15 protein-coding genes are annotated in these 16132 nt (G+C 56.3%); 8 read left to right on the top strand and 7 right to left on the bottom strand.

From position 1 onward, the window contains the following. Positions 1-245: 245 nt before the first annotated feature. Together NI000_RS10680 and NI000_RS10685 are read right to left on the bottom strand one after the other, a co-directional pair. A complete protein-coding gene (locus NI000_RS10680) occupies positions 246-470 on the bottom strand; it encodes a helix-turn-helix domain-containing protein (protein WP_253410295.1) in 225 nt (74 codons plus the stop codon). A 19-nt stretch (positions 471-489) separates the two neighbouring features. Beyond that, positions 490-1062, bottom strand: a complete 573-nt coding sequence (locus NI000_RS10685; protein WP_253410297.1) for a DUF2975 domain-containing protein — start codon at positions 1060-1062, stop codon at positions 490-492. 203 nt (positions 1063-1265) lie between these two features. On the opposite strand from NI000_RS10685, the gene NI000_RS10690 reads away from it, so the two are divergent. The 6 genes from NI000_RS10690 (at position 1266) to NI000_RS10715 (ending at position 6440) form a co-directional block, all read left to right on the top strand. Beyond that, positions 1266-1760, top strand: a complete 495-nt coding sequence (locus NI000_RS10690) for a PH domain-containing protein (protein ID WP_253410299.1) — start codon at positions 1266-1268, stop codon at positions 1758-1760. Then, a complete protein-coding gene (locus tag NI000_RS10695; protein ID WP_253410301.1) occupies positions 1757-3256 on the top strand; it encodes a PH domain-containing protein in 1500 nt (499 codons plus the stop codon). The genes NI000_RS10690 and NI000_RS10695 overlap by 4 nt, the downstream gene beginning before the upstream one ends. A 189-nt stretch (positions 3257-3445) precedes the next feature. Further along, the gene (gene leuB / locus NI000_RS10700; RefSeq protein WP_253410303.1) at positions 3446-4525 is read left to right on the top strand and encodes a 3-isopropylmalate dehydrogenase; all 1080 of its coding nucleotides are present in this window, start codon (positions 3446-3448) and stop codon (positions 4523-4525) included. 234 nt (positions 4526-4759) lie between these two features. After that, the gene (locus NI000_RS10705; RefSeq protein ID WP_054972761.1) at positions 4760-5308 is read left to right on the top strand and encodes a peroxiredoxin; all 549 of its coding nucleotides are present in this window, start codon (positions 4760-4762) and stop codon (positions 5306-5308) included. 96 nt (positions 5309-5404) lie between these two features. Continuing rightward, positions 5405-5788: a glycine cleavage system protein GcvH gene (gene gcvH, locus NI000_RS10710; protein WP_036694249.1), complete on the top strand. Its 384-nt coding sequence runs from the start codon at positions 5405-5407 to the stop codon at positions 5786-5788. Positions 5789-5933: 145 nt separating this feature from the next. Further along, a complete protein-coding gene (locus NI000_RS10715) occupies positions 5934-6440 on the top strand; it encodes a DUF1572 family protein (protein ID WP_253410305.1) in 507 nt (168 codons plus the stop codon). Positions 6441-6552: 112 nt separating this feature from the next. On the opposite strand, the gene NI000_RS10720 is transcribed toward NI000_RS10715, so the two are convergent. From NI000_RS10720 to NI000_RS10740, 5 genes are all read right to left on the bottom strand, one after another. Further along, on the bottom strand, positions 6553-8529 hold the full coding sequence (locus NI000_RS10720; protein ID WP_253410307.1) for a glycoside hydrolase family 15 protein: 1977 nt from the start codon (positions 8527-8529) through the stop codon (positions 6553-6555). A gap of 168 nt (positions 8530-8697) precedes the next feature. After that, positions 8698-8910: a KTSC domain-containing protein gene (locus NI000_RS10725; protein WP_253410309.1), complete on the bottom strand. Its 213-nt coding sequence runs from the start codon at positions 8908-8910 to the stop codon at positions 8698-8700. Between the two features lie 198 nt (positions 8911-9108). Next, complete coding sequence (locus tag NI000_RS10730; RefSeq protein ID WP_253410311.1) at positions 9109-11505, bottom strand: sugar phosphate nucleotidyltransferase; 2397 nt, start codon at positions 11503-11505, stop codon at positions 9109-9111. 59 nt (positions 11506-11564) lie between these two features. Next, positions 11565-14477 (bottom strand): 1,4-alpha-glucan branching protein domain-containing protein, encoded by a 2913-nt coding sequence (locus tag NI000_RS10735; RefSeq protein ID WP_253410313.1) that lies wholly within the window; start codon positions 14475-14477, stop codon positions 11565-11567. 12 nt (positions 14478-14489) lie between these two features. After that, complete coding sequence (locus NI000_RS10740; protein WP_253410315.1) at positions 14490-14999, bottom strand: DUF4912 domain-containing protein; 510 nt, start codon at positions 14997-14999, stop codon at positions 14490-14492. 475 nt (positions 15000-15474) lie between these two features. Between NI000_RS10740 and NI000_RS10745 the strand changes: the two genes are divergently transcribed. Then, complete coding sequence (locus NI000_RS10745) at positions 15475-15903, top strand: hypothetical protein (RefSeq protein WP_216797958.1); 429 nt, start codon at positions 15475-15477, stop codon at positions 15901-15903. 45 nt (positions 15904-15948) lie between these two features. Next, entirely contained in the window at positions 15949-16128 is a 180-nt protein-coding gene (locus NI000_RS10750) for a hypothetical protein (protein ID WP_253410317.1), read from the top strand. The last annotated feature ends 4 nt before the right edge of the window (positions 16129-16132 follow it).

The following is a 16132-nucleotide window of genomic DNA, read 5'->3' on the forward strand; positions in this document are numbered from 1 at the left end:
GCTTGTTGAGCAAGTGGGCTTTTACAAAAATAGAGATGCAAACGTAGGTGGGGTACCCACTGGAGAAGCGAAAGCGGCCGCCTTTGTCTTCGGGAAATATCCGCTGTTAAGCGGCTTCCAATCATGATTTCCCGATGACCCGGGGCCCCCGCAAAGTACTCGGACTAAGCTTCCCTGATTCAACTTCACTTTGCGGGGTGGGGCGGCGGTCGGAAGTGGATACCCCACCCCCTCGTAACCCTCTATTACCTCATTTGGCCACTTTCGTTCTCGTCGATATATTCCATTAAATCGCCGGGCTGGCAGTTTAAAGCTCTGCACAACGCATCAAGCGTCGTAAAGCGAATGGCTTTTCCGTTTTCGTTTTTTAAGATCGACAAATTCGCCGGCGTGATGCCGACCAGTTCGGAGAGCCGGTTTAACGACATTTTACGCTCCGCCATCACGACATCCAGTTTGATTCTTATCATCTTATCGCCTACTTCGCCGTTAAATTGTTTTGCTATTTTCCTCCACTGCATGTACCGCTATTTTTAAAGCCCAAGAGATCAACAGGAGCACGATCCCGCCGGTTATCGTATCAACATAGGACAGGTTGGAAAGCGAAATCTGCGCATTGGAAACCGTTAAGGCCGCAAACGCCTTCGATAACAGAAGGCCGTCTGTATACGTATAGGCCGACCCCGTAACCATGATTGTCAGCCCTAATTTGAAAACAATCGAGACGTTCTCATACGAAAAAAGACTGTCTTCATATATATTGTTCAGGAGCTTGCGCATAAACCATAGGAACAAGAGCGTGAACAAGAGCATGCACGTCGTGGAAATGAACGATAGTTGAACAAAGGACGGATCGGAATAAAGCTCCGGCTGCTGATAAAAGTTGAGATCAATATAGCTAAATAAAGGCTGGAAGTCTCCGAAGGAGCGGGCGAGATCGCTATCCGGGCTCCACAGACGTAAGGAATGTTCCCCTAATGCAAATATCCCCACCAAGATAACAAAGTAAAAACAAATGAGACACAGGATCGCGCCTATTTTAAAGACGATTTTTGATTTCATGAAGGATAACTCCTTTATGGCAGAAATGTAGTAACGAGTCGGGCAAAAGGCCGCTTCAGTTCATTAATCTACCATATTATTTTATCCTAAACAATAAAAATTTATCGTTTTTCGATAAAAATTTATTGATTAAGATGATGAAAGCTGCTAAGGTAAAAATCAGAAACATGAACATGGCAGCTTGGAGTTATAGGGGTGAAATTATGTTTTCTCCAATTGGCGCGCCTCAAAGACGGTTGTCCAAGGATGCGGTCAAAGTATGGGTCATCAGTGAAACGATTTCGAATGTGATCGGCTTTGTCGTGCTTGGGGTTTTGCTCTATTTGGACCATCGGTACGCATGGAAAGCGTGGATCGGCTGGATTCTTATCGGTCTTGCCGTCATTTCCGTGCCGTCTGCGATCTGGTCTTTCTATAGACCGTTTTTGCTCTATCGCAACTGGCGCTACGATATGAATGAAGAGTTTTTGCAGCTGAAATCGGGTGCGTTAAACGAAGAGCATCAGCTTGTCCCGATGACCAAAATCCAGTCGGTCGCCACGAAGCAAGGACCGCTTCTGCGAAAGTACGGCCTATGCTCGGTCTCGATCAAAACGATGGGATCGACGCATGCCATACCTGCTCTGCCTAAAGAGGTCGCGATCAAGTTAAGGGATCAGATTGCCCATTTCGCCAAACTAAAGGAAGTGGAGTCATGACCGAAGCGAAACGGCACCATCCGCTGACGATGGTTTGGAAATTGTGGAAGCTGGCCAAATTCTCGTTTGTCATCGCCGTGTACTTATTCGTGATCAAATTCGGTTCGGATTCGGCCTTTCTCAAGTATGGAAGGATTGCTTTTTTCCTTTTTGTCGGGGTCTCCGTTCTTGTCATTCTTTCGAAGTGGCTGACGCACAAATACAAGCTCGACGATGCGTCGTTTCATCTATATGAAGGGGTGTTCACCAAGTTTGGACGCACGATTCCTTTTGCCAAAATTCAAAACGTTAACCGTCACACGACCTTATTTCATCGGCTATTTAACGTGACTTCCATCCGATTCGAAACAGGGCTCACCGGTGAAGAGGCCGCCGTTGAATTCGAGGTCATCTCTTTAGCGGGAGCCGACAATATTGAAAAGCACGTGGCGAGCCCGGTGCCTGACGAGCCGATGATGGTACAGGACGGCGAAGCTACTGCGGAGTCGCATGCCGAAGCGGTGAATTCGCGGCGGACCGTTCACTTTAAGCCGACAAGAAAAGATATTGTCCGAGCTTCCTTTACATCCTTAAGCTTTCTGCTCCTTATTCCTTTGCTCGGTTCCGCTTATTCCAAAATCGATCAATTTTTTCATGTGAAGCAAGAGGCGAAAGGTTTGCTTTCCGTCATTATGAACTCCTGGTGGATTGCTGCAATTCTGATCGTTGTGTTTGCTGTGGCCTCCGTCGCTTTCGGAATCGTCAGAACCTTTGTGAAGTATGGGAAATACGAGATCTCTTCCGATCCCGACCGGATTTACATCACAAAAGGCCTGGTCGACGAAACGGTATTTTCCATTGCCAAGCAAAGGATACAGGCGGTTGAAATTACGCAGTCCGTGCTGAAACGTTTGCTCGGATTCGCCGAAGTGAAGCTGACCAGTGCAGGGGGCCTTGGCGACGGGGAAGACAAGCTCGAAATCAGCTCGCTGTATCCTTTTTTGCCTGTTCAACGCGCCTATGAGATGATTTCGGAAATGCTGCCGGCTTATGAAGTGACCCGCGAGATGAACCGGCTTCCCGCGAAATCGTTATGGGTACGCATGCTAAGACCAAGCTGGCTTTGGATTGTATCGACGGCCGCTCTATTTTATTTCAAGCCGCGGTTCCTTGGATTCGAGCAGACTTGGTGGGTGTTATCCGGCGTTCTGCTGATATGGATCTTTGTATCCAGATGGCTTGATTACGCAAATACGCGGTATATCTTGAAGGATAACTTCATTCAGTTCCAAACGGGAAGTCTGACAACGGCTTTATTCGTATCGAAGCGGGAGAAAATTATTGAAGTGAAAGTGACCCGTAGTCTATTTCAAAAATGGCTGGGGCTCGCGTCCGTCGGGACCGTGAACCGGGCCAAGCCGGTACGTCATGCTGGGATCGACGATGCGCCGGTCGAGCTGGCCGAGTCGTTCGTCAAATGGTATATGGGACGCCGGAAAGAGGTCAAAATGGAATAGAAGGGCGCCGGCGTGCCCGATTCGGAGCGAGTCCCGCCTTCCAGCTTTGGAGAAGGTCCGGGAGGCCGGTTATCGGTACGGTGATGGTTATAGGTTTTGTCTATCAAATTTATTCGATTTATGTCTTGGCGCAAAGACAGCTAAATGTGCTACAAAAGAGATAATGAACTTAATTTAGGAGTGAAACCAATGGCAGACGTGAAGAAAATTGCCGTTATCGCCGGGGATGGCATCGGTCCCGAGGTTGTGGCGGAAGCGATTAAAGTGATGAAAAAAACAGAGGACGTGTTCGGATACCGTTTTGAGTTCGAGCACGGCTTGTTCGGCGGTATCGCCATTGACGAGAAAGGAACGCCGCTGCCGGAGGACACGCTGGCGATTTGTAAGAAAGCGGACGCCGTGCTGCTTGGAGCCGTTGGCGGCCCGAAATGGGACAACAATTCGAAGGAGCTGCGTCCGGAAACGGGATTGCTCGGAATCCGCAAGGCGCTCGGCTTGTTCTCCAATATTCGTCCGGCTAACGTATTCGATTGCTTGAAGGAAGCTTCCACGCTGAAGCCGGAAGTGCTTGAAGGCACGGACCTGATCGTTGTCCGCGAGCTGACCGGAGGGATTTACTTCGGAGAGAAATTCCGCCGCGAGGGTGCGAACGGAGAAGAGGCGGTCGATACGTGCGTATACAACGTCACGGAAGTGGAGCGCATCGTCCGTCAAGCGTTCGAGATCGCCCGCACCCGCCGCAAGAAGCTGGCTTCCGTCGATAAAGCGAACGTGCTGGAAACGTCCCGCCTGTGGAGAGAAACGGTCAACCGGATCGCGCCGGATTATCCGGACGTCGAGCTGGAGCACGTGCTCGTCGACAACTGCGCGATGCAGCTTCTGCGCCGTCCGTCCAGCTTCGACGTTATCGTGACGGAGAACATGTTCGGCGACATTCTGAGCGACGAAGCGGCGATGCTGACGGGATCGATCGGCATGCTGTCCTCCGCCTCCCTGGGTGAAGGGGCATTCGGCCTGTACGAGCCGGTGCACGGCTCCGCGCCGGACATTGCGGGCCAAGGCATTGCGAATCCGATCGCGACGATCTTGTCCGTAGCGCTGATGTACCGCCTGACGTTCGGTTACCATGATGCCGCCGAAGCGATTGAGCGCGCGGTGAAGGAAGTGCTGGACGCGGGTCACCGCACCGGAGACATTGCCGTCGACAAGAGCAAGGCCATCGGTACAACCGCCATGGGCGAACTGATCGTTAACGCCATCCGCAAATAAGGATCGAACCGAACTAGCAAGACCGGAAAGCAGGAAAAACTCTTGAGGAATTCCGATTTCTTAAGAGTTTTTTCTGTTTTCTACAGCGCAGTTTTGTGTCTGGGTTGTCACAGATTAGAATTATTATAAAAAAGTAATTAGTTTAATCTTGACTTCAATGGGCTCCGAATGATACGATTTATAACGTGAAAAACCGTGATCAATTTACCAAATTTAAGGGAGGATTTTTGGAACATGGCAGAGCGTTTGGTAGGTAAACAAGCACCCGATTTTACAATGGACACTGCCCTTGGGAACGGACAAGAGTTCGGCAAAGTTTCCTTGTCCGACTATAAAGGCAAGTGGCTCGTATTGTTCTTCTATCCGCTGGACTTCACTTTCGTTTGCCCGACGGAAATTACGGCAATCAGCGAAGCCGCTTCGCAATTTAAAGCGATCAATGCCGAAATCCTCGGCGTTTCCATCGATAGCATTCATTCCCACCGCGCTTGGATCAACACGCCGGTAGATCAAAACGGCCTTGGCCAATTGAACTTCCCGTTGGCTGCCGATATTACGAAACAAGTATCGCGCGACTACGGCGTTCTGATCGAAGAAGAAGGCATCGCGCTTCGCGGCCTGTTCATCATCAGCCCGGAAGGCGAACTGCAATACCAAGTCGTTCATCACAACAATGTCGGCCGCAGCGTCGAAGAAACGCTCCGCGTTCTCGAAGCTCTGCAATCCGGCGGTCTGTGCCCGATCGGCTGGAAAAAAGGCGACAAGCACCTGACGGCGAAATAATCGTCTTCATACGCTTCGCATCTCCCCCTCGGCCTATCTCGCGGCAGGCTAGGGGGTTTTTCACTACATGGAGTAAAGGGGCTCGGAACCGACGTTATGGAAGTAATCAAAGGGCTCAAATACAGCGAAAATCATGAATGGGTGCGGGTGGAAAACGGGAGAGCCGTGATCGGCCTCACCGATTTTGCCCAAGAGGAATTCGGGATCATCGTCTTTGTGGAGCTCCCCGAAGAAGGTGACGTCCTCCAGGCCGGCGAACCGTTCGGCAGCATGGAATCCGTCAAGACGGTGACGGAGCTGTATGCTCCGGTATCCGGCAAAGTCGTTAGCGTCAATCCGAAGCTGACGGAAAACCCGGGCGTCATAAACCTGTCCCCGTATGGCCAAGGCTGGATGATCGTCGTCGAAATGAGCGATCCTGCCGAGCTTGACCGGCTGTGGGAAGCGGACAAATACGAACAAACCTACGTGCATGAATAACTACGGCAGCCTGACTTCGGTCAGGTTTTTTTGCGTCTCCCGCACTTGTACGGCTTATCGCCCCGATAAAAAAACGGGAATGTACTTTCCGGCCTCGTTCCCGTAAGATGGTGTTGTACCCATTTCGCGGAAAGGGAGGATCATGATGAACCAACCGATTCAACTTGGCGACGAATTTTTGAAAGAATCGATTTTGGCTTTTGAAAGCATGAAGAAGCTGGCCGATGGAACGATGGGCCAACTGGAGGACGCGCATTTTTACGAAACGATCGATTCGGAATCCAACTCGATAGAACTACTGATCAAGCATATGCATGGAAATATGATTTCGCGCTGGACCGATTTTTTGACGACGGACGGCGAGAAGCCGGACCGTAACCGGGACGGCGAATTCGAAGTCAGCCGGCTCCCCCGGGCCGAGCTGCTGCGGATGTGGGAGGAAGGCTGGGAGCGGGTATTTCAGGCATTGCGCTCGCTGACGCCGGAGGATGTGCTGCGTACCGTCTATATCCGCGGTGAAGCGCATACGGTGGTGAAGGCGATTCAGCGCCAGGTTTCCCATTACGGATACCATGTCGGGCAGATCGTTTTTTTGGGCAAGCACCTGACAAGCAACCGTTGGCAGACGCTCAGTATTCCCCGCAAGCGGTAGCAGGGGATCGGAGGATGCAGGAGGAGCCGCTCAGAAACAAAAGAAACATGCCGGAAGGACGGACGACCCGTCTTGCCGGCATGTTTCTTTTGCTATTACGAAACCGCCGGGTTTACGCTTTGCTTGCGGCCAGCAGCTTTTTATATTTCTCTGTGTACTTGACGACGGTCAGTACATAGGTGGCGTGCGACCAGGTGAGCGGGGCGACCGATACCGGCCCTCCGTCGAACGGGTCGAGCTGCTCCGGCAAAATGCCGCTTTCCATCGCGTGGCTGACGACCCATTCGAGCGTACGCCGCGGCGATTCGAGGTCTTCCAGTGTCTTGGCGCACTCGATCTCCCATTCCGCGATCCACAGCGTGCAGATGATCCACGGATTGCCCGGAACGTTATCGATATCCGACGAACGCTGGAAGTAATAGTCGTGATGGTAACGGGCGACACCGCCGATGTCCGTTTTGATCGTGAGTCCGGCCCGGTTGGCCTTCATCGTGCTGACGACGCGCGGGTCGTCGGCCGGGAGCACGCCAAACTCGAAAATGCCGTAGACGCTGCTCTCCAGCGTCTTGTCCTTCACCCAGACTCCGCCGTCCAACACGAGTCCCCGCACGAAACGCTGCTCCTCTTCGTCCCACAGATGCTTGAGGATGCCGGATTTGATTTTCTCCGCCGTATGCCGGTAGCGGCTGGACCGCTCTTCGTCTCCGAACAGGCTGCAGAAGTTGGCGGCTGCAATGAGACCGCCGTAGACGGCCGATGTGGTGAACGTGAAGATGCCGTACCGCTCTTCCCACAGGTCGTAGCTCGGCTTCGGCAGGCTCAGCTCCTGATCGATATAGCCGGCCATAAAGCGCGCCGCGCGGCGGATCAGCGTCCGGTACAGCGATTGCGGCAGCTCGATGATGCCGTGACGGACGTAGTCCTGCCACAGCGCGAACAGGACGAGCCCAGTCTCGTCCTCTTGAATCGGCAGCTGCATGTTGCCGCCGTTGAGGTACGGATGCCAACTGGAGCCCACCGTTCCGTCAGGATTGTATTTGTGATGCAGGTAGCCGTCCGGCGAGAGCGCCTCCGCGCAAAAGTTGAAGAACGGCGTAATCATGCCCTGATAGCCGGCCATGGTCATCGCATAAGCGATCAGCGCGCCGTCCCGGGGCCACATATAGCTGTAGTGGTCGCGGTTGGACTGCATGATGTCGGAGTCGTTCGCCGCGATGATCGCGCCGTTCACGTCGGTCTGCGTCCGGACGATTAACAGGCTGTGCTTGTACAACCGCACACAGGCCTCGCTCAGGTTGCCGTAATTGCGTTCCTCCGGCTTGTTGACCCAGCGCTGCCAATAAATTTCCACCCGGTCCAGCAGCTTGCCCGGATGGCTTTCTTTGACGTAGTTGTCAAGCTTCTTCACTTCTTCGAGATTTTTGCCCGCGCTCATCCAGTAATAGAGCGTCTCGTCGCCGTTCGGCGGCACATGCAGCCGGAAGCTGACGGTGCTGTCGACGGAGCCCTGGGCGATCGCATTGCCCATCAAATGGCCGTCCTCCGCATCGCGCCACGTGCCCTCGGCGTTGTAAAACCGTTTGACGCCCGTCGTGTACTGATAAATGCCTTCGGTGCCGGCCAGCCCGTTGAACATGAAGTAGCGGTCTTTTTTATAATGAAACACGGTATTGTTCTGAGGATAATAAGCGGCGGTATCGCCAACCTCGGTCTCGTTGATGACGAGGTCCTGATTGAAAAACATGCGCACCTCGCGCACGGTATCCCAGTGATTGTGGACACGCACGCGTTTCAGATACACGTCCTCGCGCTGATGCACGCCGTCGTTAATAAGCAAAGTAATCCCGAGATGGTAATGGGAGGCGCGAACTTCGGTTACCAGAGAGTCTTCGATATACGAAAGCTCGAACTTCCATTCCGGGTCGGCCAGCCAAGTAAAAGCGCCGTCCACCCAAAGGCCGATGCGGCATTGATAGCCGCCGACATGGTTGAGCTGCCCGACGTAAGGATAATACAAATCGCGCATGTACGTATTACGGTCCAGGTTGATCAAAAACTTTCCGTTTCCGATGACTAAGTGCCTAGGCAATCCACCCACACCCTTCTCGTTCCAGAATGCTTGCTTTCTCTTAAGATACATTTTTATGCCATGCCGGTCAATCCGTGAAAATGAGTGAAAACGGCTGCCGGCGGCAAGTTTGCTTCAAATTTGTCGGCTATGGAACCGGAGCGGAGGAAGAGGCAAAGCCCGGCTGCCTCAGGCTTGCGGAGGGCACCAGGCTTTGGCGGATGTCATTTGCATGAGCAAATCGTATGGATTGGGAGACTGGAGCAGCCGCTGGTAATGCTCGGGTAGGACGTCGCAGCACGTGTGGGTATGACCCGTATGGTATTGAATGTGCATCTCCGAAGCTTGGTCGTCATACCGAACAAAAGCAATCTGCTTCGAGCCGATCGGAATGAGCTTCATACGATCATCCTTCCTTTGGGAAGTCCGGTGAAGCCGGACTGAGCTTGTCGAGCAAGTAGTCAATTGAGGTAATAGAGGTCACGAGGGGGTGGGGTATCCACTTCCGTATGTTTCTATATACCAGCAAAGACCACTTTCTCGACACTCTGAGTCCGGTGAAGCCGGACTTTTCAATTAGGCATTACTTTATGGTTATGCTCACTGCATCAGGTTTAGAATTTGCTCGCGGTATTCGTGAACGAGCGACAGCGCATGCTCGTCGTGAAGCCCTTGGGCGACGACGCTGAAGGCTGGATCGTCCGAGTCGGGAAGCAGCAACACCCAACCGCCGTCGTGGTGCACCTTGATGCCGTCGATGAGCTCGACCGGCCGTCCCTTTGTTTCCTGCAGCATCCGGCGCATGATTTCGCCTTTGCGATCCCACGGGCAGTCGATCCGCTCGCGCCGGACGTAAACGCTCGGCAGGAGCCGCAGCAGCTCGTCAAGCGGCAAACCGCTGCGGTGCATATTGCGCACGATGAGCCCGGTTGCGAACAGGCCGTCAAACAGCGGATGCATCGCAAGGTCTGCAGAAACCTCCATGATGCTGCGAATCTGCTGCTTCGTGCGCACGATCCGGGCGCCGAGCCCTTCCGCCAAGCTTTCGAGCAGGTGAGGCGCGCTCACGGGGGCGCCGATGACGGCGGATTTGAAGCTGTGGAAGAACGACACGTACTGCAGCAGCATCAGACGGTCGCCTGTCACCGTCTCGCCTCCGGACGTGACGAGCGACATGCCGCGGGCGTCGTCGTCGAGCCATAGGCCGAGGTCGGCCGACAGCGCACGGACATGTTCCGCCAGCCGCCCGCGCTGCGCTTCGGCGGGCAAATGCACGGCCTCGCAGCCGAGCGCATCAAGCAGCGGCCGCAGCAGCGCGAAGACGGCCGGGCGCGTGCAGACGACGGTGCGCAGCGGCAGGGCGGCTTCGCCTTCCATCGCCGTGAAGGCGAGCAGGGCCCCGAGATACGACGCCGTCATCGTCTCGTCCGTCCGATAGCTTCCGGGCAATTCCGCCGGGGCCCGACCGTAATCCTCCTGCCGGAAGCCGTTCTCGACCTTGCGCTCCGCCGCTTTGTCGATCGGCAGGCCCTGCGCGTCGTAGCATTCGAGGCAACCGAGCCCGTCGGCGCCGAGCCGTACGTGAATGCCCCCGGCGCTCTGCAGCTCGCGGACGGCGAAGCGGGCCACCGGCGGCAGCACGTCGCCGAGATCGACCACGTCGACGCCGACCGACTGCAAGCCGGCGGCCACGGTGCGCTTGATCAGCCGCGCGAATTCGTGGGGCGCGGAGCTGACGGCGAGCCGCTTGCCGGCGGCGAGAGCGGAGCCGTAGGCGGTGGCGAAGCGGGCGGCGAACTCCGGCGTCAGATCGAGGTTGGGTGTGCCGGTGACGCCGTAGGCGCTGTACAGCGGCTTGCCCAGGTGCTCGCCCCAAATGAACGAGGAGGTCAGCCGCGTATTTTCGCGGACCTGTTTCTTCGGCCATATCTTCACGTGCGGCTCGACAACGGCTTTCGGGCCGATGACGCAGTGGCTCCCGACGACACTCCCGTCGGCGAAGCGCGCGCTTTCCTTGCAGAAAATTCGGCTCCCCAGCGTCGAGCCGAGCAGCTCGTTCCGTTCGGCGATATGGTTATGGTCCCATAGGATCGTCCGGCCCAGCACGCTGCCTGCGGACAGCACGTTGCCCTGTCCGACGATGCTGTACTCGCCGATCTCCACGCCTTCCCCGATCCGGCAGCCGTCGCCGATAAATGCCGGCCCGATCCATTTGACGTCCGGAGCGGCGGTGACGTTCTCGCCGACGTAAATGCCGGGCCGCAGCTCGGTGCCGCGGATGCGCACGTTCGCCTTGTGGTCGAGCATGTCGAACTGCGTCTGCCTGTACTGCTCCAGCGTGCCGATATCCGACCAGTAGCCGTCCGCGACATAGCCGTACAGCGGTTTTCCGTCGGAGAGAAGGCCCGGGAACAGCTGCTGGCTGAAATCGTAGGCGATGCCCGGCTCGAAGCGGTCCAACACCTCGGGTTCGAGAATGTAGATGCCCGTATTGACCGTGTCGCTAAACACCTCGCTCCAGCTCGGCTTTTCGAGGAAGCGGACGATGCGCCCGCCGTCGTCGGTCATCACGACGCCGTATTCGAGCGGATGCCGGGCACGAGTGAGTACAAGCGTGGCGAGCGAACGCTTCTCTTGATGAAAGCGGATCGCCTTGGTCAGATCAAAATCGGTCAGCGCATCGCCGCTGATGACGATGAACGGCTCGTCCAGAAATGGGGCGGCGTGCTTGACGCTGCCGGCGGTGCCGAGCGGAACCGTTTCTTCGAAATAATGGAGGCGGACGCCATGCCGGCTTCCGTCCCCGAAATAATCGCGTATAACGTCCGGCAAATATTGGATCGTGACGGCAATGTCCGTAATTCCGTGCGCCTCCAGCAGCTCGATGATGTACTCCATGCACGGGCGGCCGGCAAGCGGAACCATCGGCTTCGGGAGATGGCAGGTTAACGGGCGAAGCCTCGTCCCTTTGCCTCCGGCCATAATGACGGCTTTCATACAGATCCCTCCTTGCGGCGTTCTGTCGTGCTGCGAATCTCCGGAGGGCCGGGCCTCTGTCACGAGCCGACGCCGGATGCCGGAGACTTGCGCGAACGAATCCGCTCCTGATACTGCTCCGCTACGGCGCCTGCAATGCGTTCCAGAGCATAGTGCCGCTCCAGCTTGAGCCGCGCCCGCTCCGCCATGCTTCGCCGTAGCTCCGGCTGCCCAAGCAGGTTGCCGACATGCCAGGCGAGCGAGTCGACATGGCCGGGCAGCGCTTTGTACCCGTCGATGCCGTGCTCCACGAGCTCGGCGAGTCCGCCGGTATCGGACAAGACGACGGGACATCCGTGCTTCATCGCCTCCAGGGCGACGATGCCGAACGGCTCGTACAGGCTCGGGATGACGCACACGTCGGCCGCACGGTACAGCGCCGCCTTCGTTCCGTCGTCAATGAACCCGGTGAAGCGTACGCGGTCGCCAAGGTGGGCGGCCTGCCGCTTCAGCTCGTCCTCCATCGGCCCGGAGCCGCCGATGAACAGCACCGTGTCCGGCGCGCCCGACAAAATGCTTGGCATCGCGTGGAGCAGCGTCTGCACGCCCTTCTCAAAGACGAGCCTGCCGACGAATACAAGCACGCGCCGCCCTTGAACATTGAACCAGCGTTTGGCGTCTTCTTGCGAATCGGCCGGGCCTTCGACCGGCTTCTCCAGCTTCACGCCGTTCGGGAAGACGAGCATTTTGTCGTCCGCTTGCTGGAACAAGTCCTGCACTTCCCGCTTCATCGCATGGCTGCAGACGAATACGCGTTCCGAATCGTAGGTGAGCCGCCATTCGAGCCGATGAATCCGGTTCGACAGGTCGGTATTCAGCCGTCCGTGATTCCGACCCCATTCGGTCGCATGAATCGTGCAGACGAGCGGAAGGCCGTAGCTCATCTTCAGCTCGCGCGCCGTATGGTACACCATCCAATCGTGGGCATGCAGCAGATCGATACGGCCGCCGTTTTCTTTATAGCGGACAAGATGATCCGTGAAGGCCAGATTCATCTCGAAGGTCCAATCGTAAAAATCCGTATCGCCGGAATGCAGCACCGGAACGCGGTGCACGTACACGACGCCGCGCTTCTCGAAATACGGCGCGCCGTCGTGCGCGCTCGTCACCACATGAACGATCGCGCCCTGGGCGGCCAGCGCCTCGGACAAATCCGCTACGGCGCGGGAGAGCCCGCCGACCGTCTTGGGCGGGTACTCCCAAGCGAGCATGAACACGTTCGGGCTATGCTTCGTTTCCTCCAGAATTTGTCGGAAATGCTCCGCATCCGGCAGCAGTGGAACCGGCGACGCCCGGTGAATGGAAACGTAATCCCGGTAGTCGATCCCGGGAAAGCAGTTGTCCTTTGCTTCCAGTTCCGTGACAAACGATTCGTTGATTACCTGCGCCTCGATTTGTTCGCACAGCAGCCGGAAGCAGCCGAGGTGGTCCTTCGTCCGGCGGCAGGCGTAATCGACGACCGTCTGCGAATCCATAATGAACGCCCAGTCGCTGCTTTGCGCCAGCATCAGCTCGCGGGCCGTTTGATTCAGCGCGCGCTTCAGGAGTCTCTCACCATCCTCCAAATGCTCGTGCTTCGTGGCAAGCCGGATCATCCTCAGCTCCGCTTCGTGCAGGTGGCGGTAAATCCAATCGTTGTTCCCCTGCAGCCATACTTCCGCCGAAGCCCCGCGGCCCCAGCTGGATTCGTTCACTTTGCCCGTATCGGCGACCGGGTACTCTCGCAAATACTCCGAAGGCGTCACCATCCGCAGCTCGAACGGATCGTAAAACAGCTTGCGGCACAGCATCTCGATCCACAGCGGCCCTTCGTACCACCAATGGCCGAACAGCTCGGCGTCGTAGGGCGAGACGATTATCGGCTTGCGGTCCAAATGATGGTGCCAATGCTCCGCCTGCTTTTGCCGGTTGAACAGGAAATTCCCCGCGTGCCCGGCGGCCTTGTTTCTTGCCCATTCCGGGTTGTACGGCTCGCGGTGGCCGTCTTTGCCGGTGATCCGGTAATATTTGATGCCCGTATTTACCCGTTCGTGCGTCGGCAATACGTACGGACGAATATGCTCCCACTCCGCCAAATCGTGCCAGCCGAGGTCCCAGCCGATATCCCGGTAATATTCCCGGTAGTCGTAGTCGCCCGGATATCCGTTCTCGGCGCTCCATACCTGCTGCGACGATTCCGGATCTCGCGGGAACGCCGTGACGCCGTAGGGCGTCATAAGCGGGGCGTACAGCTCGCGATTCGGGCGCGGCGTCGCATAGGAGACCGCCGTAGAGTCCGCGAAAAAATAATCGATGCCGCACGATTTCAGCACCCGGTCCACCCCGGGGGTAAAGCCGCATTCGGGCAGCCAAATGCCGCGCGGCGGGCGCCCGAAATGCCGTTCGTAATCGCGGACGGCCGTAACAATCTGGGCGCGGATCGCCTCTTCGGTTCGCATCAGCGGCAAAAAGCCGTGGGTCGCGGCGCAGGTGACGATTTCGAGCATGCCGAGATCCTGGTAATGCTTGAAGCGGGTCACGATGTCGCGTCCGCAAGCCTCGTAAAGCCGGCTCAGCTCCCGGAACCGCTTGGCGTACATGCGGGCCAGTGGCTCGAAGCGCTCGTCGCCCCGAAGCCGGACAATTTCCCGATCGGCCAGCCGAATGAGCTTGGCCAGATGGACTGCGTAGCGCTCCTGCATCAGCGGATCCGTACACAGCGCCAGCAGCGTGGGCGTCATCGAGAAGGTGAGCCTGAAATCGATGCCTTCCGCCGCCAATCGGTCGAACAGGTCGACGAAGGGAAGATACGTTTCCGTCATCGCCTCGTAAAACCAGCGCTCCTCCATATAGTCGTCGCGATCGTAGTGCCGGATATAGGGCAGATGGGCGTGAAGAACCAAAGCCAGATAGCCCTTCGGGTCCGGCTTCGGCTGGCCTCGATTGAGCAGCATAAACGAAGAACCTCATTTCATCCAGCTGTGGTAAGCGCTGAAATTCTCAAAATCGTACGGTCGTATACGCGCGGAAGTTTTGCCGGGCTCCTGTGCTTCCGGTACGGTCGGCTGCAGCGGAGCGCCCCACGGAGCGGCGCTGTCCCGCGGCGTGCGAACGGCGCCGGACCGCAGCAGCGGCACGAACTGCCGCCGGATCGTGTAGACGCCGAAGTCGACGGTCCACACGGTGTCGGCCGAAACCCCGTGAATGTACCAGCGGTCCGCCTCCGGCGTCGTCTCGATATCGAAATGACGGTGCGCGTTGTTTCCGTTAAAGTACACGCCGGTAACGTCGTATACCCGCAGCACCTTCGGCAGTACACCCCAGTCGCACTCAAAATGCTGCGAGCACAGCCAGCGCTTGCGGTTGCCGACTTCCCAATAAACGAACAGCGCATGGGCATCCCGGACCATCAGATGCAGCAGATCCTTCTCGTAGCGATCCGGCAGCTCGAAGCCGGACGTCGGAATAGACCGCACGGGCCAAGTCCTCCTTGGAAACGAACTTTATCTTTAACAGAATTTGCAAATCACAGCCAATTTATGCACGCAGGAAGCGAGGGGACAACCTGCCGTTTCCATGAAGGAAACATTTAACTAAGCATCCGCGGGGCGAAAAAAGAGGATTTTTGGCGCTCTTGGTCGAATAGATTAGGGATAGCGGCATGGGTCTTTTTTTGTTTGATAAGAATGGATAAGCTTTTTGCAGCCTACAGCTGCGCATGAACGATCGACAATTCGTTAACGTCAATATAAAGCAAGGAGACCATGCGGCTTGGGACGCGCAAACATCGAGAAACCTTTTACAGGAAAATAACGTCAATATAGTTGGAATCATCCCGGGAGACCTCTGGAGCCGATTCGACGAACGGTTTTTCCTGTGCGAAACGCTTTTCGATCTAGTTTGCAATCATAGCCGTCTTAGATTCATAGTGGAAACAGGGGGACGAGGACGATGAGTTTTTGCTGCGGCGCCAGCATGTTGGGGACCAAAGGGACGCTAAGACATATCCGGACGCAGATTCATAACGTGCCGTTATTGTTCTGCCCGGTATGCCACCGTGTGGAAGTGCACCATCTGGTGGAAAACGAGTACGAGATCCTTGCCGAGTATGCGCATGGAGACGGCGCGCCGGAAGTGGATTTCCAAGAGTACGTCGAGCATCGGGACGTTCAGGAGATGTTCGAGAACTGCGTGAATCACGAGAACGAAGAACCGCTTGAGGTCGTTCGAAGCCAGATCGACATGGCGCTCGACCTGTTGATGGTGGCCAAAGAGATCGGCGACGCCGAATGGGAGCAGCAGCTCAAAAAAAGGCTGAACGTCCTCAGCCAGCGCCGTCACAAGCTGAAGAATAAAAAGACCATGCGAGGCCTGTCTTAACAGTACCAACCTTTTGCAAAAACGTCCCTTCTTCGCCAAGCTTCTTTGCAGGCAAAGGCAGCGCCGGCAGCGGCGCCGTATGCCCATGTGAGCGCGGCGCTGCGGCTGCATGACAATGCGGTCCGGCGCCTGGGCAAGCCTGTTGCGGCTGCGGCTTGGAAAGGGACGTTTTTTGTGGCTGGCCCGGTTGGAAAGCCTGCCCTGACCCACATAAAAATTCCTTAAGAAA

The organism is Paenibacillus tyrphae (assembly GCF_024158745.1).
Classification (GTDB): domain Bacteria; phylum Bacillota; class Bacilli; order Paenibacillales; family NBRC-103111; genus Paenibacillus_G; species Paenibacillus_G tyrfis_A.